16 protein-coding genes are annotated in these 22,310 nt (G+C 62.7%); 6 read left to right on the forward strand and 10 right to left on the reverse strand.

Annotated features, from left to right (window positions below; all coding sequences use genetic code 11):
- The first annotated feature begins 51 nt into the window (after nucleotides 1-51).
- Nucleotides 52-2,514: a penicillin acylase family protein gene (locus AC1DSJ_RS14300; RefSeq protein WP_441370601.1), complete on the forward strand. Its 2,463-nt coding sequence runs from the start codon at nucleotides 52-54 to the stop codon at nucleotides 2,512-2,514.
- Between the two features lie 67 nt (nucleotides 2,515-2,581).
- Here AC1DSJ_RS14300 and AC1DSJ_RS14305 read toward each other — a convergent pair whose 3' ends face one another.
- Nucleotides 2,582-3,304: an META and DUF4377 domain-containing protein gene (locus AC1DSJ_RS14305; protein WP_342066131.1), complete on the reverse strand. Its 723-nt coding sequence runs from the start codon at nucleotides 3,302-3,304 to the stop codon at nucleotides 2,582-2,584.
- 480 nt (nucleotides 3,305-3,784) lie between these two features.
- Here AC1DSJ_RS14305 and AC1DSJ_RS14310 point away from each other — a divergent pair, with 480 nt between their 5' ends.
- On the forward strand, nucleotides 3,785-4,864 hold the full coding sequence (locus AC1DSJ_RS14310; RefSeq protein WP_441370600.1) for a hypothetical protein: 1,080 nt from the start codon (nucleotides 3,785-3,787) through the stop codon (nucleotides 4,862-4,864).
- Nucleotides 4,861-5,253, forward strand: coding sequence for a hypothetical protein (locus tag AC1DSJ_RS14315; RefSeq protein ID WP_441370599.1), 393 nt, complete (start codon nucleotides 4,861-4,863; stop codon nucleotides 5,251-5,253). Before AC1DSJ_RS14310 ends, AC1DSJ_RS14315 begins: the two co-directional genes overlap by 4 nt.
- A gap of 88 nt (nucleotides 5,254-5,341) precedes the next feature.
- Here the strand turns inward: AC1DSJ_RS14315 and AC1DSJ_RS14320 are convergent, their stop codons facing one another.
- The 3 genes from AC1DSJ_RS14320 to AC1DSJ_RS14330 all read right to left on the reverse strand — a co-directional run bounded on the left by AC1DSJ_RS14320 (nucleotide 5,342) and on the right by AC1DSJ_RS14330 (nucleotide 13,778).
- Complete coding sequence (locus AC1DSJ_RS14320; protein WP_441370598.1) at nucleotides 5,342-11,482, reverse strand: DUF3320 domain-containing protein; 6,141 nt, start codon at nucleotides 11,480-11,482, stop codon at nucleotides 5,342-5,344.
- Nucleotides 11,483-11,648: 166 nt separating this feature from the next.
- Nucleotides 11,649-12,479, reverse strand: coding sequence for a lysozyme inhibitor LprI family protein (locus tag AC1DSJ_RS14325; RefSeq protein ID WP_441370597.1), 831 nt, complete (start codon nucleotides 12,477-12,479; stop codon nucleotides 11,649-11,651).
- 36 nt (nucleotides 12,480-12,515) lie between these two features.
- The gene (locus AC1DSJ_RS14330; protein WP_441370596.1) at nucleotides 12,516-13,778 is read right to left on the reverse strand and encodes a COG3904 family protein; all 1,263 of its coding nucleotides are present in this window, start codon (nucleotides 13,776-13,778) and stop codon (nucleotides 12,516-12,518) included.
- A 230-nt stretch (nucleotides 13,779-14,008) separates the two neighbouring features.
- On the opposite strand from AC1DSJ_RS14330, the gene AC1DSJ_RS14335 reads away from it, so the two are divergent.
- Nucleotides 14,009-14,947, forward strand: coding sequence for a hypothetical protein (locus tag AC1DSJ_RS14335; protein WP_054424262.1), 939 nt, complete (start codon nucleotides 14,009-14,011; stop codon nucleotides 14,945-14,947).
- A 15-nt stretch (nucleotides 14,948-14,962) separates the two neighbouring features.
- Here AC1DSJ_RS14335 and AC1DSJ_RS14340 read toward each other — a convergent pair whose 3' ends face one another.
- From AC1DSJ_RS14340 to AC1DSJ_RS14350, 3 genes are all read right to left on the reverse strand, one after another.
- Complete coding sequence (locus AC1DSJ_RS14340) at nucleotides 14,963-16,018, reverse strand: sensor domain-containing diguanylate cyclase (RefSeq protein ID WP_476760332.1); 1,056 nt, start codon at nucleotides 16,016-16,018, stop codon at nucleotides 14,963-14,965.
- A gap of 183 nt (nucleotides 16,019-16,201) precedes the next feature.
- A complete protein-coding gene (locus tag AC1DSJ_RS14345; RefSeq protein ID WP_054424265.1) occupies nucleotides 16,202-16,801 on the reverse strand; it encodes a nitroreductase family protein in 600 nt (199 codons plus the stop codon).
- A 159-nt stretch (nucleotides 16,802-16,960) separates the two neighbouring features.
- A complete protein-coding gene (locus AC1DSJ_RS14350) occupies nucleotides 16,961-17,893 on the reverse strand; it encodes a LysR substrate-binding domain-containing protein (RefSeq protein WP_441370595.1) in 933 nt (310 codons plus the stop codon).
- 105 nt (nucleotides 17,894-17,998) lie between these two features.
- Here AC1DSJ_RS14350 and AC1DSJ_RS14355 point away from each other — a divergent pair, with 105 nt between their 5' ends.
- Nucleotides 17,999-18,814, forward strand: a complete 816-nt coding sequence (locus AC1DSJ_RS14355) for an aminotransferase class IV family protein (protein ID WP_476760333.1) — start codon at nucleotides 17,999-18,001, stop codon at nucleotides 18,812-18,814.
- A 42-nt stretch (nucleotides 18,815-18,856) separates the two neighbouring features.
- On the opposite strand, the gene AC1DSJ_RS14360 is transcribed toward AC1DSJ_RS14355, so the two are convergent.
- The 3 genes from AC1DSJ_RS14360 to AC1DSJ_RS14370 are packed head-to-tail and all read right to left on the reverse strand — an operon-like array spanning nucleotide 18,857 to nucleotide 21,620.
- Nucleotides 18,857-19,822: a Bug family tripartite tricarboxylate transporter substrate binding protein gene (locus AC1DSJ_RS14360; protein WP_054424269.1), complete on the reverse strand. Its 966-nt coding sequence runs from the start codon at nucleotides 19,820-19,822 to the stop codon at nucleotides 18,857-18,859.
- Between the two features lie 50 nt (nucleotides 19,823-19,872).
- On the reverse strand, nucleotides 19,873-20,358 hold the full coding sequence (locus AC1DSJ_RS14365) for a DUF3237 domain-containing protein (protein ID WP_054424271.1): 486 nt from the start codon (nucleotides 20,356-20,358) through the stop codon (nucleotides 19,873-19,875).
- Nucleotides 20,355-21,620: a flavin-dependent oxidoreductase gene (locus tag AC1DSJ_RS14370; protein WP_441370593.1), complete on the reverse strand. Its 1,266-nt coding sequence runs from the start codon at nucleotides 21,618-21,620 to the stop codon at nucleotides 20,355-20,357. The genes AC1DSJ_RS14365 and AC1DSJ_RS14370 overlap by 4 nt, the downstream gene beginning before the upstream one ends.
- A 137-nt stretch (nucleotides 21,621-21,757) precedes the next feature.
- On the opposite strand from AC1DSJ_RS14370, the gene AC1DSJ_RS14375 reads away from it, so the two are divergent.
- Entirely contained in the window at nucleotides 21,758-22,252 is a 495-nt protein-coding gene (locus AC1DSJ_RS14375; protein ID WP_175171694.1) for a MarR family winged helix-turn-helix transcriptional regulator, read from the forward strand.
- Nucleotides 22,253-22,310 lie beyond the last annotated feature (58 nt).

Raw genomic sequence — 22,310 nt, forward strand, 5'->3', positions numbered from 1 at the left:
GGCCTCGGGGTCTGCAGGCAGATAAAAAAGCAACAAATCGGAGGAGGAGCCATGCGTTTAATCAATCGCAGGATCGCCGCATTGCTGGCGAGCGGGCTGATTGCCTTGACGGCGGGGTGCGCCGCGCCCGGAGGCAAGAAAGACACCATCAACATGGCGGGGCTGACCCAGCCCGTGGAGATCGTGCGCGACAAGCACGGCGTGTCGCACATTTATGCGCAGAACCAGAATGATCTGTTCTTTGCCCAGGGCTTCAGCGCAGCGCGCGACCGCTTGTGGCAACTGGATCTGTGGCGCCGGCAAGGCGAAGGCAAGATGGCCGAGCAATTCGGCCCGCGCTTCATCGAACAAGACCGCGCCGCGCGGCTGTTCCTGTTCCGGGGCGACATGCAGGCCGAGTTCGCCAGCTACCACCCCGAAGGCCGCGCCATCCTGACGTCGTTCGCAGCCGGCATCAACGCTTATGTGAATTGGGTCAAAGCGAACCCCGAGCAACTGCCTCCCGAATTCAAACTGACTGGCACGGAGCCGGGCTATTGGAGCCCGGAGACGTCGCTCATCCGCATCTATGCACTGACGCGTAACGTCAACGAAGAAGTCAAAATCGCGCAGCAGGTGGCCAGCCTGGGCTTGAACGCCGTACAAGGCTTGAGCACATTCGAGCCGCCCTTGGCCTTGCAAGTGCCGGCCGGCCTGGACGTGCGCCAGATCGACAAGACCGTGTTGGCCAATTACACGCTGGCGCGCGATGGCCAGAAATTCGTTGCGGCCGACTTCCCGCGCAGCCCGCTTGCGGCCGATCAGCGCGAGGCGCTGGCCAGCGCATTATCAGAAGGCCGTATGGCGTCGCTGGACCCGAACTTCGATCCCATGGCGACCCGCTATGAAAGCAACAACTGGACGATAGGCGGCCAACACACCGCCACCGGCAAGCCCATACTGGCCGGTGATCCGCACCGCTCCATCACCATGCCGTCCTTGCGCTACATGGTTCATCTGAACGCACCGGGCTGGAACGTCATCGGCGCAGGCGAACCCGCGTTGCCCGGCGTGTCCATGGGGCACAACGACCGCATCGCCTTCGGCCTGACGATCTTTGCCTTCGGCGACGAAGAAGACCTTTACGTCTATGACACCAACCCGGCCAACCCCAATGAATACCGCTACCAGGGCGGCTGGGAAAAAATGCGCCAGACCAGTGAATCGATTCCCGTACGCGGCGCCACCGCCGCCGTGCGCGAATTGAAATTCACGCGCCATGGCCCGGTGATTCATGAAGACCCGGTACGTCACAAGGCCTACGCATTGCGCGCGGCGTACCTGGAATTTCCCGGCACCGCCGCCTACCTGGCCAGCCTGCGGTTGAACCAGGCGCAAAACTGGAACGAGTTCGTGGCCGGCATGGAAAAGCACTACACGCCCAGCGAAAACATGGTGTACGCCGACGTGGACGGCAACATCGGCTGGTTCGGCGGCAGCATCGCGCCGATTCGTCCGCGCGGCGACTGGTCGGGCATGCTACCCGTGCCAGGCAACGGTGATTACGAATGGCGCGGCTTCCTGGACGGCCGCGCATTGCCACGGGTGTACAACCCGCCCGAAGGCTATGTCGCCACCGCCAACGAATACAACCTGCCTGCCGACTTTCCATACAAGGACATGTCTGCACGCACCTGGGCCGAACCGTACCGCGTGCAACGCATCCGCGAAGTGGTGGCTGAAGGCAAGGGCCTGACGGTGCAGCAGTCGCAAGACTTGCAATACGACAACCTGTCGATTCCTGCGCGCACATTGGGCGGCTACGCCAAGTCCCTGAATGCCGCCGACCCGGGTTTGAACGAAGCCTTGGGCCTGCTGAAAGACTGGGACTACCGGATGAACACCGATTCGCGCGCCGCGTCGGTCTACGCATTCTGGCTGCCCGAGGTCGTCAAGCGTGTGTCGGATCTCTACATCCCGGCAAACGGGCGCGCGGCATTCGGCGAGCTGTCCACCCGCAAGACGCTTGAAAAACTTGCCACACCCGATGCCGCCTTCGGCCCCCGGCCGGAACAGGGACGAGACGCTTTGCTGCTGCAAGCGCTCGCGGACGGCACGCAGAAACTGCGCGCCAAGCTGGGAACGGACGCCACCCAATGGCAATGGGGCAAGCTGCATCACATTCAGTTCGAACACAGCCTGGCCAGCCTGCTGCCGCCGGACACCGCGAAAGCCTACGGCACGCCGCGCTATCCGGTGGGTGGCGACAACGACACCGTGCATCGCGGCACGTTCCGCAAGAGCGATTTCCGTCAGATCAGTGGCTCGTCGTATCGCCAGGTGATTGATGTGTCGGACTGGGACAACTCGCGCATCCAGAACGTGCCGGGCCAATCCGCCGACCCGCGCAGCCCGCATTATCAAGACCTGTTGAAGGGCTGGGCTACCGGGGAATACTTCCCCATGGCGTTCAGCCGCGCCAAGGTGGACAGCGAACGCTCAGACACGCTGACACTGCGGCCGTCCGGCAACTGAAGACGGCGCATCAAAAAAATGCCGGGCTGCGATAAGCAGCCCGGCATTTTCAATCAGCGGTGTTGAATTACTTCTTCGACGCGTCCTGCTCCACCACCATATCCAGCACATACACCTTGGACGGCGCATCCGCAGGCGGATTCTTCCAGTCGTAACGCTTCACGCGCAACACGGTGCGCACGCCGTCCTGGTGCTCGAACCCTTCGATGGACTGATACAGCGGATGCCATTTATCTTGCGCCGGCTGCTGCACGCCCGCCTCGTTATAACGGCGCTCGCGCACCATCAGGCATTGGTAATTGGGAATCATCGGATGACTGCATTCCGCTTTCTTCGCAGCCACTTCCAGGAACATGATTTCACCGGCGCTGCCGTACAGCGTTTCCGGCGTGGGCTCACCCACGAACTTCAGCACCGTGCCGTCCTTGGCCGCCAGCTCCAGCGCGGGTTCATGCGTATCGCCTGACAGCGTGGCGCGCAGATCGCCTTTCAGACGCTCGTTGATCTCGGCATCCAGCTGCATCAAGCTCTGCTCGCAAGCCTTCATCGTGGACGCCAGATTTGCCACTTGCAGCACGCCATTCTGATAGCGATAACCGCCAAACTGCGTGTTGCAACCGCCACGAATATTCAACGCATCCTTCGTAAAGGCCAAACGCAGCTGATGCTCAACACCCGGCTGCAACGCCGGAATCGACTTGCCCGACGCATCGGTGGCAGATACCAGACGCCAGTAATAGGCGGGCAAGGTCAAAGCGCTGGCGGGCGACGTCGCGGTAGTAGTGGGCATAGAGGACGATCCTTCGCTGGGAGAGGAAACCTGCGCGCAAGCCTGAAGCAGCGCGGCGCATGCGGACGCCAGTAGGATTATTTTTTTCATCGTTCGTTCCTATGAGCCGTATGGCACTGATCAAAAGCGGCATTCTACGTCCGTGGAATGGACGGATCAGGCCAGCAGCCGATCAGAGGGTTTCAAAATCTTGCTGGATGGTAGGGCCGCAGATTGTCCATATACGAGTGTGGTGAGCGAGTTTCGTAAGGAGGTGGATGGACCAAAGCATGGAAATATTCAGCCCCGCCCTGTCATCGCACTATTACAGTCTGACACGTTAACGTCCTGCTGATAATCCAATCCACGACCACGAAAACTGTGGAGGGTTCCCTCTCCTGCGGCAGCGATCGAGAACTAGCGCTGGACGGGATGCGCACATCTTGTGGCGCAGTTTTGCTCGCTAGTCAGCAATTTTGGCTAGAGGAGTATGGCTCCGGTATGTCCTCACCGCCAGAAAAAAGCGAGCAACCTCCAACGGAACGGCCAGAAGAACCGACCAAGCAACTTGTGTACGGTATGGCACAGGTTTCTTTTTACATCCAAGATCGTCGCCAACCTATTGGCATTGGACGTTTGGCGGCAGAGTTACTTGCGGACCGCAGCCCCGAACATGTGAAACGCTTCATAAAATTGAACGACCATCTCGGAAAATATGCGCAATACGGCAGCATTATTCTCGTCTCGAGCGATTACGAGAATGAGAACTACACTGCCGAATCAATGAAGCTGATCCACTCAGTCAAAGAGGTTGAATCGCTACGAACAAAACTCGCGGTTCATCATGTGCAAACCATGTTCGACAACTGGGATCTTCTTGCCTACGCGATCGGACAAAATGGCGATAACGTCGTGGGAGCCACAGGCACGTTCTTGAAATCGTATGGACAGGGCATTAAGTCTGCGCTGGATCGTCTTGAAGACGCGGCTCAGCAAGCGCTTGCACGGTCAGGAAATCTCAGAGACGCTCAGTTTCGCGCTGAACGGGCAGCGATTCTTGCGGACATTGATACCAAGTTCAAACGGATGTTGCTGGCTCGAGCCGGCATCCCCGATCAAATAAAGTTGTCCGCGGCGCTGAATCTATCGAGCAAGTCCGTTACACATATCTGGCGCTCAGGCGGCACCCCCATCTATGTGCGATATCAGCAGCAAATATATGACTGGTTTCAAAAATATGAATCAAGAGCTGCAAAACTGGCGCTAGCCTTCAGCGTTGGCAAGGCAGGGCAAGATGTATATGAGGTCTGCGCGGCAGAGGACACAAGCCAAAAAGAATGCGTGGTCGCGAGCTCACGAGAAACGCTAGGGCTAGCTGCCAACATTGCAGGTGAATCAATGGCGGCGTCGGGAGGCGTTGCTTTCTGCGCTATGCTCGTTCCGGCAGGAGGCGCCCCCGGTTTGATATGCGCGGCGGGCGTCATCGGCGCGTCCATATGGGCAGGGAACGAAAGCGCCGCTCTCGGTAAGTCGCTCGGCGCTGACTTGAGCACAACGGGATACGAGCTGATTTTCGAATGACAGAACTAAGCGGACAACATATCGGCGCCATTGCAGGACTGGTCTTTGTCTTGGCGTTCGTCGTTTATATTTCCTCTGCAGCGTATTTCTACTACTTCAAACTAGACGACGCCATCCGGTTGACAAGCCACCCCATGGCGAATGGCAGGACCAGATCTCAACTGACGCTCTACGAAAAATTGGCCATTTCCACCACGCTCCTGATATGGCTAGTTCTTCACAAAGCGACGTTTTGGCCAATCAATAATGTTCATCATATTTTTGGTGAAAATGATGTTCGCACCATACCTTCCGATATAAAAATTCCGCTTTACCTCGCTTACGGCGGGATGGCTGTTTCGGTATTGGCGCTGCTTATAGGTAGCGCACTTAAACACCTATATGCATGAACGTATCGGCGCTGGAGGTTGCACCAGAACTCCCAATGACACAACTTACCAGCCAACACATCAGCGCCGTAACGCCCCGCCCGGCCACCTACCCCACCCGCAACATCCCCATCTCTTCCCGCACCACGCCGCGCTGCGCCAGCGCGGCTATCGCGTGTGCGATGCGTGCTTCTGCATCCGCCAACGTGCGCGACATGCCTAACATCCGGCACACCGACTTGATCACATCCGCTTTCGGCGCGTTGCCCGTCATGGACAGCACGTGCAGCACGCCGTTTGCCAGTTCCTGAATACACACATCATCCACGCGGCGGCGGGTGGCGTCGTCGTCGCTTGCGCCGCGGAACCCGTTCCAGGTTTCGGGCGCGACGCCAGCGGGCCAATAGAACGTGGCGTCGCCTTCGTCCGTCTGACCCACGTCCATCGGCGTCAACGTCCGCAACCGTTCAACGATCCGGACGCCGGTGCGTTCCAGGCCCCAGGCACGGGCGACTTTACGGTGCAGCACGGTCTCGGCGATGGGGCCTTCCGTGTCGATGACCAGCCGTAATTGTTCCGCCAATTGCGCGTTGTTGGTGCGGCTGTAGAAGGCGTCTGAATCACCGCCGGCAGCGCTCAGGTCGGCCAGTTGATAGGTCGCGACGCCACCCGTGGATACGCTGCCCGTCGCGCTGTCCGCCGATGCCCACGCAGCTTCGCCTTCTTCCGTCGTGATCACAAACTCCCGCGCGCCCGCGGATTCAACAGCGGATTCAACAGCGGACCCAACGACGGACCCAACAGCGGCTTCGGCCTCGGCCTCCGCGGCTTCCCCCTCGGGCTCGTCTTCGACCTTGCGTTCCAGCTCCGCATTCAATTGGGCCAGAATCTTCTCCACTTCACGTTCGGGGTTGATCCACCAGTCGGTGGACCACACCCGATGCAGCCGCCAGCCCAGCCCTTCAAGCACGACCTGACGCAAGCGGTCGCGATCGCGCGCGGTGGCGCCCGAGTGATACGCGCGGCCGTCGCACTCGATGCCCATCAGATAGCGGCCTGGCGCGCGCGGGTCCACCACGCCCATGTCGATGCGGTAGCCAGAGCAGCCCACTTGCGGATGCACCACCCAGCCATGATTGCGCAGCACCTTGATGACTTGCGTTTCGAAGGGGCTGTCCGGCTCGCGGCCGGTCGGCAGCGATTGTTCCACCAAGGCGCGCGGCCCTTTCAGCGCAAACTCCAGGTAGTGCTTCAAATCGCGCACGCCGGTGGCCCGAACGCGTGACAAATCGATCTGTTCCGGCATCAACGTGCTGTAGATGACCACGCCTTCGCGCGCGCGGGAAATCGCCACGTTCAGGCGGCGGTGTCCGCCTTCGCCGTTCAGCGGCCCGAAATTCATCGTCATCTTTCCGGCGGAATCCGGGCCAAACGTGATCGAGAAATAAATCACGTCGCGCTCGTCGCCCTGCACGTTCTCAAGATTCTTGATGAACAGCGGTTCACGCGACTGCGCCGAGATCGCCTTGTCGAGTTCGGCGTTGGCGCGGCGGCGGGCGTCCAGCAGGGTTTCGATCAGGGATTGCTGCGGCTGGTTGAACGTCACCACGCCCAATGTCTGGCGGCGGCGGGCCTTGTCCAGATAATGCTGTTCGATGCCTTGCACGATGGCTTCAGCTTCGCGGCGATTGGTACGGCTGCCGCCCCGGTCGTAGATGCCCGCAACCTTCTCCAGCCGCACGGCCACGTCATCGGTGACGGGCGACGGGAAGGTGATCAGCTGCGAGTCGTAATACGTGACGTTGCTGAACGTGATCAGGCTTTCGTGCTTGCTGCGGTAGTGCCACTGCAAGCGCAGCCGGTTCATGTCGGCGCCCAGACACTCGTCCAGAATGCTCTCCAGGTCTTCGACCTGGCCATCATCGCCCGTGCCATCCTCTTCCGGCGTGGACTTGCTGAAGAAGCTTGTGGGCGGCAGCTGCTTGGTGTCGCCCACCACCACCACTTGCTGGCCGCGCGCAATGGCCCCCACCGAATCCCACACCGGAATCTGCGACGCTTCGTCAAAGACCACCACATCAAACTGTGAATGGCCGGCGTCCAGATACTGCGCCACCGACAATGGCGACATCAGCAGGCAAGGCTTGAGCTTGGGCAGCAGCGACGGCAAGCGCTGCATCAATTGGCGCACGGGAACGTGGCGCGTCTTCTTTTGCAGTTCGCGGCGCAGCAAGCCCAGCTCGCTATCCGGGCTGACCAGAACACCGTTGCCATCGGGCACTTTGCCGGCCAGCACGGCGGCAATGTAGGCAGACGTCAGCTTCTGGAAGCGGTCGTCGGCATCGCGGAATTCGCGGATCTTGCGCTCGTGGTCGGCACTGGAAAACGCGCGCAACACGGGCGAATGGTCGATGACTTTCTTCACCCACCAGTTGCGATAACTGAATTCAAAATGCGCTTCGACCTGTTCCAAGGGCACGCGGCCCTGCTCCAGGAAAGCAACCAGGCCTTGCAGTTGCGACGCAGTGGCCTGTTCGCGCGCCTGACGCCACACGCACCACGGCATCAAGAACTGCTTGTTATGACGCCAGCCCGCCAGCACGCCCTGAATGCGTTCCAGCGCGCCGTTGGCATCCGATGCGCCCGCCAGTGCTTCGTTGGGTTTGGCCAGCGCATTCACTTCCGCCAGTCGGTCTTGCAGGGCGCGCCATGCATCCCGATAGGCCAGCAACGATTTGCCCAGCGGCGAACCCGGTTGCAGGAAGGCGCGGTTTTCGCCCACCAACGCTTGCAGGCGGGTGCGCAGGGCCGCCGCCGTCAAGGGGTCGCCCGCAACCCGCGTGACGGCATCGGCGAAGCGCTCAGCCCATTGTTCATGCCGCTGCACCTGTTCCCAATCAGTGGACAAGCCTGTGTAGCTGTCTTGCAGCAAGCGCTGCGCGTCCGCCTTCAAGACGGCCAGTTCGCGGTCTTCGATATTCACCAGCGCCAGCGGCGCCAGCATGGCGGTAATTGACACCTCATCCGGCCGCTGGCCATCCGTGCGATAGATCGCCAGACGCTTGCGGATGCCGCCCTTGGCGAAGACGGACTTCGGCCACCATGCCGAACATGCCGACAGCCACTCGGCTTTCAGCGTATTGGCATCAAGCTCGGCCAGTTGCGCGTTCCATTGCGCCCCCACCTGCGCCCAATGGGCGTTGCGCGCCAGACCGTGGCGAGCCAGCGCCTGCACTTGAAAGCGCGCCGCCGGGTCGTGCGCCTGCGTGGCCAGGCCCGCAGGCACTTGCGGCGCTGCGAGCAGCACGTCGATCAACTGATCCAGATGGGCGTAGGCATCCAGGCTCAACCCTTGCGCCGGCACGCCGACGCCGTCGCCCGCCGCCACGGCCTGCGCCTGAAAGCCTGCCACCGCCTGCTCCAGCGCCTGCGCCGCGGCCAGCAGCGCGTCTTGCCAGCTGGGGCTCCATTCGGCCATGCCGATATGCGCCAGCGGATGGCCATGCAGCACGCCAAGTTCTTTGGACAAGGTCGACATGCGGCGCGCCGTCTCGCGCAGTTGCGCAAGGTCTTTGTATTGGTGCGCGTGCGCATCCGCCCAGAACATGGGCGACGGCTCCTTGCCCGCGTTCTGAATGCAGGTGCCAATGGCGTCATACACCGTCAGGCCATTGGAATGCGTGTGATGCAACGCGTCGACCAGCCCGTTCAAGTCCTGGCGCAGCACCGTCAGGCGTTCGGCTTCGCGCGCCCAATCGTCGCTTGTGCGCTGGCCGCTATGGTCCAGCGCGCGGCCCAGCTGTTGCAGCACCTCGGATTTACGCGCCTTGGACGAATGCAGTTCCAGGCAGAACGGGCCCAGGCCGATATTGGCAAGACGGCGGTGCACGACTTCCAGCGCGGCCATCTTTTCCGAGACGAACAACACCGTCTTGCCGCGCGCGAGCAGATGCGCAATCAGGTTCGTGATGGTCTGGCTCTTGCCCGTACCCGGCGGCCCTTCCAGCACCAGGTCGCGTCCCGCGTCCACCGCGCAGATCGCCTTCAGCTGCGAGGAATCAGACAGCAGCGGCGTCAGCAGGTCTTCGGGTTTGTAGCTTTCGTCCAGGCGGTCAAAGCGTTGATCGAAGGGTTCTTTTGCAAACGCCTGCCCCGGGTGGTCAATCAGATGCTTGACGACGCGGTTGGCTTTCAGCTGCTCGGTACGGTCTTGCAGGTCTTTCCACATCAGGTACTTGGTGAACGAGAAGATCCCCAAGTGCACCTGTTCCAGCACCTCCCAGCCCGCGATTTCCCGCACGGCCAGCCGGAACGCCTGCAACACACGAGCCACATCGACGCCCTTGTCATCAGCGGGCAGGATGTCCAGGCCCGGAATGCGCAGCTCGTAGTTGTTGCGCAGCATCTGCAGCAACGTGGGGTTGATGATGGTCTCGTCGTCGTGGCGCACCAGCCGGAAACCGCTGCGCACCGACTGCCGTTGCAACGACACCGGCACCAGGATCAGCGGCGCCAGATGCGCGCTTTCCGCGCCGGGGCTTTCGGTCCAGCGAAGCATGCCCATCGCCAGGTACAACGTGTTCGCGCCGCCCTCTTCCAGCCCGGTGCGCGCTGCGCCGAAGATGGTCAGCAGGTTGGCGTCCAGCGCCTCTTGGGTGACGCGCGCAATCAGTTCCTTGTTGCCCAACGCGTCCAGCGCCATGTCATCCAGCGGCGCGCGGCCGCCTCGGCTGACATGCACATCGGCCACGCGCGGGTCGCTGCCATCCATCAGTGCGGCAGGCAACGGACGGATGCGGAATTCGCTGCCGTCGACAATGGCGTCTTCCAGCTGGGCCAGATCCGGCACCACAAGCGGCAAGGTGGACTTGGTCAGCTTGAAGTTCAGCAGACGGTTGCGCAGCGTCAGGTCGAGCAGGCGCGACTTCCACTTGGCCAGCCGGCCTTCCGGCGTGTCGTCGGCGGGCTCCAGGCTGATCACGAATTCCGGGTCCAGCGGCGGCAGGTCGGGCGTGGGTTCGATGGCGGCGGGGCGTTCGGCGTCATCCGCATCCGTGGGCGCCACCGAGACCACACGCGACGGCAGCGGCTTGATCTGCAATTCCCGCGCGCGATGCACATCGATGGCGTAGCGGAAGGTGTTCTCTTCGCGCAGATGGGCTGCGCCCTGCTCCAATGCGCGCCGCAACGACGGGCGAAAGTTCGGATGCTGCGCGATGCCGGTGGTTTCAAACACCAGGAATTCGCCGCTGTCCACGCGCTTTCTGACGGCTTGCACGTCGTCCGTCAACGGGTCAGCAAAACAGGCCTGATGCAGCCACACGCCTACCCAGGCGTGCCCGTCCTTCATCAGAATGACCGGGCGCAAGCCCGCCTGCTCCAGGCAGGACGAGAACAGCATCGCCAGATCCAGGCACGTCGCCACCCGGGCGTCCATGATGCGATCCGGCGTGCGAATCTTCTGGCCGTCCACCCCAAACGACGCGGGCGGTTCGGCGTAATGCAGCGATTCTGCGGCCAGCGTGCTGTAGATGGCGGACACCTGCTTCCACACCACATCGCGGCTTTTGGACTGGTAGCCGTTCATTTGCAGATCGGCGTGCTGCGCGCGCAGCAGCTTGGACGCCTTGCCGATCAGCACATCCACAGCCGGATTGTTCGGCATGGAAAACGCGGCCAACAATTCCGGCAAGGCACGCGTGCCGGCCCATTGGTCATACGCCAGCACGGAAATCGCTTGCGATGCCCGGCCCAATTCCTGCGTGCCTGACTGCACCACCGCGTCGATGCTGGCGCGCACGGCTTCTTGCAAGTCGGCCACGTAGGCGTGGTCGGGCGTCAGGTCCAGCGGAGAAATTCTGCGGATTTCTCCTGGCACCAGCACGTCAAAGCGCAGCGTCACAGGAAGGGCGAAGGCGGGATTGCAGCGCAGCCGGACTTCAATATTCTCGAAGGTATGCGCCGACCGGTTCGTCACGCGCAACGTGCGAACGATGGGAACCGCGTTTTGAATCGAGGCGTAGCCCAGCGTGGGATCGGCTTCGATATCGATGGCGATGGCGTCGGCGATGGCGTCGGCGTCGGCGATGGCGATGGCGTCGGGCGTGTTCGACCCTGCCGTGTGCAACGCGGTAGCAGGCGCAGTGCCGGCCTGAGCTGCGCCGGTCTGCGCGGGGCCTGTGAGCCCTGCGCCCGCCTGCGCCGCGCCGTCCTGGATCGCCAGCGGTTCCAGGTCTTGTCGCTTATCCATCGATATCTCTCGGTTCGGTTTCGAGGCCATCAATGCGGGCCGCGAAAATCTGCAATGCCGGATTTTAAGACGCGATGAAGCCTCTGCCCGCTGGAAACAGAAAGTTTTGCTGATCAGCCTAAATATCGGCGGGCATGAGCCTTAATTCAGCCCGCTACCCGTTGAACTATTGCGCGGGCGGATACGCGGGGTCCGTCAGGCAGGCCTGCACCCATTCGGTATCGTCCGACGCGTCGATCTCGCCATCCAGCTTCGGCAAGGGCTTGTCGGCATACACGTACTGCGGCGCTTCAGGCTTGCGGTTCCAATTGGCTTTCGTGTCGCCGACCGTGGCGCAGGCTTCATCGGCGCTGCTGAACGAGCACGACGCAATGACATGCGGCTTGCCATCCACCACGTTGGCGACGTAGCGCTTGGTGTAGACCGACCCCGACGCCCAGGACTCGTCCACCGAGCACACGCGGTCATTGTTTTGGTAGTGGCGAATGGCAAAGCAAGCGTAGTCAACGTCGTCACCGGGCATCACGTCGCAAGTCGTCCAATAGCCCGCGAAAGCGCCGCCCGTGAATCGCGACTGAAACGTCTGCTGCTGTTGCGCCTGGCGAATCATGGTGGGTGCGACGGTCCCCCTGCCGGATTCCTGGAACTGCCCGATGCGGTTCTCGATCAGCTCACGCGCGATGTCACTCATGCTCTTGTCGTCAGGCACGCCGTCCGGGTCCGTGAGCAGACGGTCCAGCGCCCGGTCACGCGCTTCGAGCCACCGCTTCTGGCTGGCCACCAGCATCGCGCGGATGCTGTCGTCCGGCGCCAGCTTCAAGATCGCCTGGTAGGCGCGATTCAGCTTGGCATCGGCCGCCACGGTTTTCTTGTCTGAGCAGATCAGCTTTTCGACGGCGGTGCCAGCCTTGGCGCAATTGATCGCCATCGCCGGCGCGGACAGCGCGAACAAGCCGGTCAGGAACACGGCTTTTACTGCGGAATATGCCAATTTCATTGCGTTCTTCTCTTTGCAAGGGCCTGCCGGTTCGGCTTAGCGGCTGATGACTTCGCTGTCTTCCATCACGATGCGATAGTTGTTGCGCAAGTCCAGCACGTAGGTGAAGTTCGAGGTGCCAGAAGCGGTTTTACCGCGCTTCGGGCTGGAAACCTTGTAGTCGTAGATGCCGGCCACCAGGCAGCGGCCGTCGGTGCAGCGCGCCACCAGCGAGGTCTGGTCCACGGTGAACCGGCGAATAGGCCAACGCGCAAAGTACGCTTCCTTATCCGCCAGGATTTCCGACTTCGGACGCCGCTTCTTGAAGTAGTCGACCGTATCCGCGTAGAACTCACGCGTGAATTTCAGCGCGTCTTCGTTGTTGCCCGCGCCCGTTTGAATCATCAGGGCCGCCGCGTTGATCGCCCGCTGCTCATCGGTCAGCGGAGCCGGTGCGGCGTCCTTTTGCAGCGTGGGGGTGGCGGCGGGCGCCGGTCCTGAATGCGCGGATTGAACGGGGGCTTGGGGTTGGGGCTGTGGCTGCGATTGAGGCTGCGGTTGCGATTGCGGTTGCGGCTGCGGCTGCGATTGCGGCTGCGGTTGTGGCTGCGATTGAGACTGCGGCTGCGATTGCGGTTGCGGCTGCGATTGCGATTGCGGCTGTGGCTGCGATTGCGACTGTGCCGTCGCTGCCGCTGGCGCGTAAACGTGCCCGCCTTGCGGTGCGCTGCGCTGTGCCGTCTGCGTGTTCCCCGTCCGGTTGATGCCGTACTTGGCGATCTCCTGCGGCGAGAAGAAGTACATCTCTTTCGAAGGCGTACTGAACATGATGCCCAGCACATCCGCCGACACGCCGTACTTCGGCAAGGTGGCCACAATGTCCGACACGCCCAACTGCGCCTGTTCGCTCGTCATCTCGGGCGAGGTGATCTGATGCACGCCCAAGCGCCCGTCCGCCACGCGCTGACGCCCGGCAAAGAACACGAACGCGCATGCGGATGCGCAATAGCTGTCTTTGGGAATGTAGGTATTCAGCCCGCGCTCGTAGACCTCTTCACCAATGATCAGCCCCATATGCACCAGCCCGCCGCCGTTGTTCTGCAATACCAGCGTGGCAATGGACGGGTGCTCGCGCAGCACCTTCTTCAGGTGCAGCATGTCGTTGGCGCCCACGCCCGTGTTGTAGACGAGCAGGTTGGGCGCGCTGGGAAAGTAGACAAAGGGGCCGTAGCGCTCGGACGGTTCCGACGGCTGTGGCGCTTGCGCGGACGCCTGCTGCGGGGCCTGCGCGTAGGACGCCGCCGTGCCCGCCAGGGACATCGCCGCGCCCATTCCAAAAGCCGTTAGTGTTCTTTTAAGCATCGGATCTGTTCTATCGCCGGGGAAGGCGCAAATTTATCAGGCATCGCCGAAGCGTCTTGCCTGTCGTCGCCAGCAGCGCGCCATTTTGCATGAAATCAACTTACAAAATAGAAACAGAGTTCAACGTTCTGAAACGTGCGCCCGGGCTATCCTGCGCCGGCCTCCTCTACCGAGACCGCTTCCTTCCCATGCGCAACCGACTCGCATCGCTATTGTTGTCTTCCCTGTTCGGCGCCGGCCTGCCCTGCCTTCCCGCATCGGCCGACACCACCGTGCCATCCCTGGACAAGGCCCGCAGCGCCCTCCAAACGGAAGACGCCCGCAGAATGTACGACAGCCAGATGAGCGGCGCGCCCCAACCCGACGGGCTGGGCGTTGCCTTGCCCCCCGGCTTCACACGCGAATTCCTGGTGCAGCAATTGGCCCCCGGCCAAGATCCCAAACGCCTTGTGGTGGCTGGCGCAAAGCCCTGGGCGCAACGCGCCGGTACGTTCGTCGCAATGGTGTGCCTGGCGTCGACGCCCGAACGCGCGGCGCAATTGCTCAAATTTGGCGGCGGAGAATGCGCCGATTTGTCTAGCGACGATGAGAAGAACGGCGTCTGGTTCGGCGTGTTCGGCACGACGCCCGGCGCAGCACCCACCTTGCTTGCGCGCACCGATGGCCCGGTCAAGACGCCTACCGACTGGAGCGACACCGACATCGACTTGCCCCAAGACCTGGCCACTGAAGACGCAAAAGCCCCGCTGCTGTCGGTACCCACCGAATGGAAGCGCTTCGACCTGGCCGCCTACAAGATCGCCCCCGGCGCCGTGGCCTTCGGCGTGCGCGCCGGATGGAGCGAAGGCTATTCAGGCGGCGGCGCCAACTTCGAAGCCCTGTACCTGTTCCACATCGACGGCCCCACGCTGCGCGTGGTCTTCGCACAGCCCATGTCGTTCTTCAAATCCATCGCAGGGGATTGGCACCCCGATGGCACACGCGACCACGACATGTCCGACGCCAGCAACATCCTGGTGGTGCTGCCGGAGAAGACGGACGGGTACTTTGATCTGCAATTGCGCCAGCAAGGTGGCAAGTGGCGCAAGACGCTGAAGTGGTCGGCGGCGGAGCGTGCGTATCGGTGATGGGGCTATTACCCCTCAATGTATCGTCCGCGCCCCTTTGCGCGCCCGCTTGATTTCGTACATGCGGGCATCTGCCAGGCGGACGGCGGATTCGGCGTCCAAGCCGCGGGGGTCGACGGCCACCACGCCGACGCTGGCGCCCTCGTAGGGCACGACCGCATCGCCCAACTGATAGCGGCCGATGGTGGCCGCCGTAGCGCGTTCTTCCAGCGCGCGGGCGGCGTCTTCGGCTTCGCCGCGTTGCGCTTCGCCGCCGTGGCCGATGTTGCCGCGTTCAATGGCCGGGCCGGGGCCGATCAGCACGAACTCGTCGCCGCCGATGCGGCCCAGCATGTCGGACGTGCGCAAGGTGCTGGCCAGCCGGCGTGAAATCTCTTGCAGGAACACGTCGCCCTGCTGGTGGCCGTAGGTATCGTTGATGCCTTTGAAGCCGTCCAGGTCAATCACGCCGACCAGGACGCTTCCGCCTTCTCGCAGCGCCCGCTTTTCAAGGCGCTCAAGTTCTTCATACAAGGCGCGGCGATTGGGCAGGCCCGTCAGCGGATCAGTCAGCGCGTAGGACAGCAGCTGGACATTCGCGGCCTGCAACTGCTCCATCAGAATTTCGCGTTCCAGAAAATTGGCGATCACGTTGGAGAACAGCTTCAGCACCACTTCGGCCTGCGGCGGGATCTGGTGTTGTTGCGCGCTGGCTGCGCAAAGCGTCCCAAGCAGCGTGCCTTCATCGGTACGAACGGGCGCGCTCACGTAGGTCTGGATGCCCAGTTGGCGGGCGGCTTCGGAGTCGGGCCAGCAATTGGCGACGTCGCTGGTACACAGGCGGCCTTCTTCCAGCGCACGTTTGCATAGCGTGTCGGACCACGGCACCGACAAGCCTTCCGGAATCTGCATATCGCCCGCATTGCGTGCAAAGCGCACATGCTGCAAGTCGGCCGCCAAATCGATAGAGGTGAGATAGGTGGATTCCAATCCTGTGACGCTGCCCAGCATGTCCAACAACGGGCGGGTCAATTGCTCGACGGTCTTGGCCTGCGGCAGTGATCTCGACAGTCCGGCAAGTATCGGGTCCAACGGCATCTCCTCGAAGCGTGCGCGCATGTGGCGGCGCGGTTAAGCAAGCCCTGCCACGGTCAGAATGCGGGCGGGTCAGCGGACATTATGCACCGATGAAAAAACCCGCATTCCCCTTGATGGGTAATGCGGGTTTGAGACCTGCCGTCATGCAGACGCCTGACGGCGTCCCGGCGATTTGATTCAGCCGACCACGCGGAAACGCTCGGCGTCGTCCATGAAGGGCTTGTCGCCAAAGCCGTTTTCGTTCGAGCCGAACGGCATTTGCGCGCGCAGCTTCCACGAAGCCGGCACCTTCCATTCACGCGCCACTACGCCGTCGATCAGCGGGTTGTAGTGTTGCAGGCTGGCGCCGACATCAGCGTTGGCCAGCGCAGCCCAGACCGACAGCTGGGCCATGCCGCCCGACTGTTCCGACCACACGGGGAAGTTGTCAGCGTACAACGCAAACTTTTCTTGCAGGCTGCGCACAACGTCCTGGTCTTCGAAGAACAGCACGGTGCCCACGCCAGCGGCAAAGCTCTTGAGCTTGGCTTCGGTCTTGTCGAACCCTTCGGCCGGCGCCACCTTGCGCACTTCTTCGATGGCCAGATCCCAGAGCTTCACGCTTTCAGCGCCAAACAGGATGACGGCGCGCGAGCTTTGCGAATTGAACGACGAGGGGCTGTGCTTGATCGCGTCTTGGATCAGGGTTGCCAGTTCTTCTTTGGAGGCCGACAGGTTGCGGCCCAGCGAATACTGCGTGCGGCGCTTCTTGAGTGCGTCGAGATATGCGTTGCTCATAAGAATATGGACCTTTCGACTGGTAGATAGGGGGTGATATGCGGTGGGATTCTACCGGCAGGCCCATGACGGACGCACTAGTCCCCGCCCAAAAATGGCCGATTTTGGACGGAACAAACTGTTCTATTCATGGCACCAATGTGCTGTGAACCTCTACATCTACGGTGCAATATGCGTAGACGTTTGCCCGACAAGATTCAATATCCAGTTCCGGAGCGCGGACACGCGGGGATCGGCATCGCTGCCTTCGGGGTACACGAGGTGATAGGCGTACTGCGGCGCCACCCGCACGCCCACCTCGAACAGACGGACCAGGCGGCCGGCCTGCACATCGCGTTCGACCAGTTCCCATTCCACCAGCCCAACGGCCCCGCCATCGATCACGGCTTGCACGACGTGACTGGATTCCGTGAACGCAACGCTGCGGCTGTCGTCGAAATCGTCGATACCAGCCGCCGCCATCCACATCGGCCAATTCGGCCAGACGATGCCGCCGGGTTTGCAGTCCACAAAGCACAAGGTGTGGTTGAACAGGTCGCGCGGCGAGACCAGCGCGGGGCTCTGTTCGAGCAACGCCGGGCTGCACACCGGCACGACGACGGTATGGAACAAGCGATGCGAGATCGCGCCGGGGGTGTGGCCCGCGCCGAAGCGGATGGCCACGTCTACATCCTCCGCATCGAAGTCGCGCACGGCGTCGCTGATATCGAACGTCAGCTCAAGCCCCGGGTGCGCGTCGCGAAACGCCGGCAGGCGCGGCAGCAACCAGTTTGTGGCGAAACGAGCGCCGACAGACACGCGCAGATGCCTGGCCCCGCGGCTCATGCGCCGCGCTTTGGCGGCCGCACGGTGCAGGGTATCGAGCGCGTCTGTCGTCGCGTCAAACAGCACCACCCCCGCAGGCGTCAACTGGATGCTGCGGCTGGTGCGCGTGAACAGCACGACGTCCAGTTGCGCTTCGATCTCTTTGATCTGGTAGCTGACAGCGGCGGGCGTCAGCCCGACCTCGTCGGCGGCCCGGGTGAAATTCAGATGGCGTGCGGCGGCTTCGAAGGTGCGTAACGCGCGGGTGCCGGGCAGCATTCGGTTCATGATCTTCAAGCCAGATTTAATGATCGGATGAAAATTACTCGTTTCCCCCGGTGATGGCAATTCGGGATAGTGGTGGAACTTGATGATCATCCTGGAGTTTTTCAGATGTCCGCCGCCCCGCTTTCCTTTGTCACGCAACGCAATGGCCAAGCCGCCACCGCCGCAGACCTGGCCCCGCTGGCTTTCGCCGGCTACGCGCACTTCACCGCGATGCAGGTGCGCAGCGGCCAGGTACGCGGGCTGGATCTGCATCGCGCGCGATTGCGCGCCGCCTCGCTTGAGATGTTCGGCCAGGCGCTACCGGATGCGGTCATCTTGAACGCGCTGCGCACCGCGATCCAGGCGGGCCCCGCGGACGTGTCGCTAGTGGCGACCGTGTATTCCCCCGCGGGCGAGTTCACCGTTGCGGGCAGGCACACGCCGCTGGACGTGTTGGTGCGTACCAGTCCGCCCTCATCCGGTCCGGCCGGCCCCTTGTCGCTGGCGGTGGTCGAACATGAGCGCATGCTGCCGTCGGTGAAGCACGTTGGCGAAGTCGCGAAGACCTATCTGCTGCGCCAAGCCGCCGCGCAAGGGTTTGACGATGCGGCATTCATGGACCGCCATGGGCGTATGAGCGAAGCGTCGATCTGGAACCTGGCGTTCTGGGACGGGCGTGCCGTCGTATGGCCCGATGCCGCCATGCTGACGGGCACCACGATGGGCATCGTGCAACGGCAACTGGAAAAGATGGGCGTGCCGCAACGGGTGCRGACCATCACGCGGGACACGCTGCCAACCCTGGCGGGCGCGGCAGTCATGAATTCCTGGACCCCGGGCATTGCCGTGAACCGGATCGGAGACACGGCCATGCCCGAGGCGCCGCCCTTCATGGCGTTGCTGCATGCGGCGTATCAGGCCGAGGAGCCTGTATTGCCCTGATCGTGCCGGGTGCCGCACATGCGCCCCCGGCACGTGACGCGATCAGTCCGCCCGGAAGCCCGTGGCTTTCACCACGTCGGACCAGCGTTTGGATTCCGTCGTCAGCAGTGCTTGCAGCGCTTGGCGGTCGGACCCCACCACGACGAAGCCTGCCTCACCCAAGCTGCGCACGGCGGCGGGCTGGCGCAATGCGGCGGCGCTGTCTTTCTGCAAGCGGTTCAGCACTGCCTCCGGCGTACCGGCGGGCGCAAACAGCGCAAACCAAGCGCCGAAGTTGATTGCCGGCAACCCGCGTTCCGCAAACGTCGGCACGGCCGCCAGCGCGGGCGAGCGTTGCGCGCCGGTGATGGCCAGCGCGCGCAGCTTGCCGCCTTGCACCTGCGGCACGGCCAGCGCCGTCGTCACGAACGCGGCCTGCACCGCGCCGGATACCAGGCCCGACACCGCATCCCCCGTGGACCGGTAGTGGATGGCCTCGATCTTCATACCCGCTTCGCGTGCGAACAGCTCCGCGCCAAAATGGCCCGGTGTGCCGGCGCCGAAGGTCGCGAAATTGATGCGGTCTGACGCTTTCTTGGCGCCATCAACGAACGCGGCCAAGTCCTGATACGGCGAATCGGCCGGCACGACCAGCACGAAATCGGCGCGCACCACTTCAGAGATCGGCGCAAAGTCGCGCGACGGGTTGTAGTTCAAGTTGCGATACGTGGCAGGCGAAATGCTGATGGAGCCGACCTCGCCCAGCAGCAGCGTCTGGCCGTCGGCCGGACTGCGCGCCACCGTCTGCGCGGCGATCTGCCCGCCCGCGCCCACCTTGTTTTCCACCACCACGCTTTCGCCCAGCAGCGGCCCCATGTGTTGCGACAAGGTGCGAGCCACAATGTCCGGCCCGGTACCCGGCGGGAAGCCCACGTTCAGGCGCACGGGGCCATTGGGAAACTGCGCCATCGCCGCAATCGGCAGGCACAGCAGGAAGCCGCCAAACAGGCGGCGCAGCATTGATGTCATGGTTGTCTCCGAGTCGTTTTTATATTCATGCCGCGGCGGGTGCCGCGGGTTCAGCAAATGCGGTAGAAGCGCAATTCGACGCGATCCGGGTAACGCGCGCCCGTGCCGATGAAAAGGCTTTCATTCATCCAGCCCAAGGCGGGCGACGCCGTTTCAAAACGCGGATAGCTGCGGAAATAAATGCGGGCGGGGTCAACCGGTTCGCCGCGTACGAGCCGCGCGATGTCGTCCGCGTGGCCGGTACGGATGCCGGTGTTCTCAACATAGATGCGTTCGCCATCCGGCGTTTCGATGACGTAGCGCGCGTGGATGTCGGTGTACGTGGCCGAGCGAATCACCTGGAAATCCGCCCCGCCCGGCAACACTTTGCCGCGCAGGCGCGGGCCTTCCACCGTGCCGCCGGTAATGGGAATCACGCGGCGGCAGCCTTGCGGCGTGTCGCCCACTTCTTGCGGCACGCCGACCTCGACGACAACGGTCGCCACATGTTCCAGCTGCGGCGCCAACGGGTCCATCAATGCGTCGTGTGTGCTCATGGCATGGTTCCCCTGTTCTTCTGCAAAGCCGCGGGGTCGAAGCCCGCTAGTTGTTTGTAGCGCAACGATACCGCCGCCAGCTCTTGCTGCGCGATCACGTCGTTGATGTCCGCAAAGCCTTGCGGCGCGCGCTCTTCGGCCATCTGCATGACTTGCTCGGGGCCGTTCAAGCGGTTGCGCAGCACGATGCCCGCCGTACGCGGCAGACGATCCGCTTCATATTCCAACAAGGCGGTTTCAAGCGTGCGTACGCCACCCTTGGCCGCTTGCGCCAGCCAGTCGGACAAACACCGCGCATCCAGAATCGCTTGGGCCGATCCGTTCGAACCAATGGGATACATGGGATGCGCGGCGTCGCCCAGCAGCGTCACGCGTCCCCGCGTCCAGCGCGGCAAGGGGTCGCGGTCAACCAATGGGAATTCATAGATGGCCTGCGCGCCGTCGATGATGGCGGGAATATCGATCCAGTCCCAGCGCCAGTCGGCGAACCGATCCGCAAAGACCGACTTGTCGACCTGGCGGTTCCAATCGGTGGCGGGCAACTCCGCGCCGGGTACCGACAGTTCCGCGATCCAGTTGATGAGCGATCGGCCCTGCTGGCGCAACGGCTCTGAAATGGGATAGCAGACGAACTTCTGGTCCTGGTGCCCGGCCATGAACATGCTGCGGCCGTCCAGATAGGGCGCGGCTTCGGTCACGGCGCGCCACAACATGCGGCCGGAGAAGCGCGGTTCATCACCCACGGGATGCAGCTGGCGGCGCAACGCGGAATGAATGCCGTCCGCGCCCACCAGAATGCTGCCCCGCACGCGATGCGTGCTGCCATCCGCGCGCCGGCGGAACAGCGCCGTGGCGCCAGAAGCGTCCTGCTCGGCGGATTCCAGCACCATGCCGGTGACGATCGCGCCTTCGCCCAATCGTTCACGCACCGCTTGCGCCAGCAGCATCTGGAATTCACCCCGATGCACCGAGAACTGCGGCAACGGATACCCGGCTTCCAGGCCACGCGGCTCACGCCAGATCGGCCGACCCAGCTTGTTGTAGTAGTGCAGCTGCGAGGTTTCGATGGCGCGTTCGGCCAAGGCGGGCATCAGGCCCAGCTGTTCAAGCTCGGCCACGGCGTGGGGCAGCAGGTTGATGCCAACGCCCAAGGGCCGCAGTTCCTGCGCGCTTTCATATACGCGGCAATCGATGCCGTGGCGATGCAGCATCAAGGCGAGCGTCAGCCCGCCGATGCCTGCGCCGGCGATGACGATTTGCATGTCTACTCCTGGTTTTATTTGTTATGCAACATAACAAAATCCGGGTAGGTTTCGCACCCCGGGGATTTCCCGTAATGCGGTAGCGCGGCGGCATTGACTGCATTAGTGTTGAGGCCCCGAATCGCGATTGCCCCTCCATGTCCCGAGCTGCATCCCAACGCCCCCGGCGCCCCGCCGCGCGTGGCGAACATTTCGACCCGCACGTTCCCGGTATCCAATACGGTGCACTCGACGGCCTGATCGGCTATGCCATCCGGCGCGCACAGATCGTGATCTACGAAGACTTCCTGGCCGCGCTGGCCCCGTGGGACATCACCCCCCAGCGCTTCTCAGCCCTGACGCTGATCTCGGCCAACGCCTGCTTGAAGCTCACCGACCTGGCCCGCATCCTGGGGATCGCGCGGTCGGGCGCGGTACAGATCGTGAACCAGTTGCAAGACTTGGGCTACGTTGAACGGCTTGATGCCGAACACGACAAGCGCGCCTATTCGCTGGCGATGACAGCGGCGGGCAGCGTGGCGTTGGCGAAAATTACGCAGGCGGTGCAGGCGCACGACGCCCGCATGAGCCACCAGCTAAGCGCGGCGGACAAGGAGCGGTTGATCAACCTGCTGGGGAAACTGGGCAGTTAAGCGCGTGCGAACGCGTGGGCGAGTTCGTGCGCGGCGGCGGTGATACGATCATTCGACC

The sequence above is a fragment of the Achromobacter sp. 01N37 genome (genome assembly GCF_056399725.1).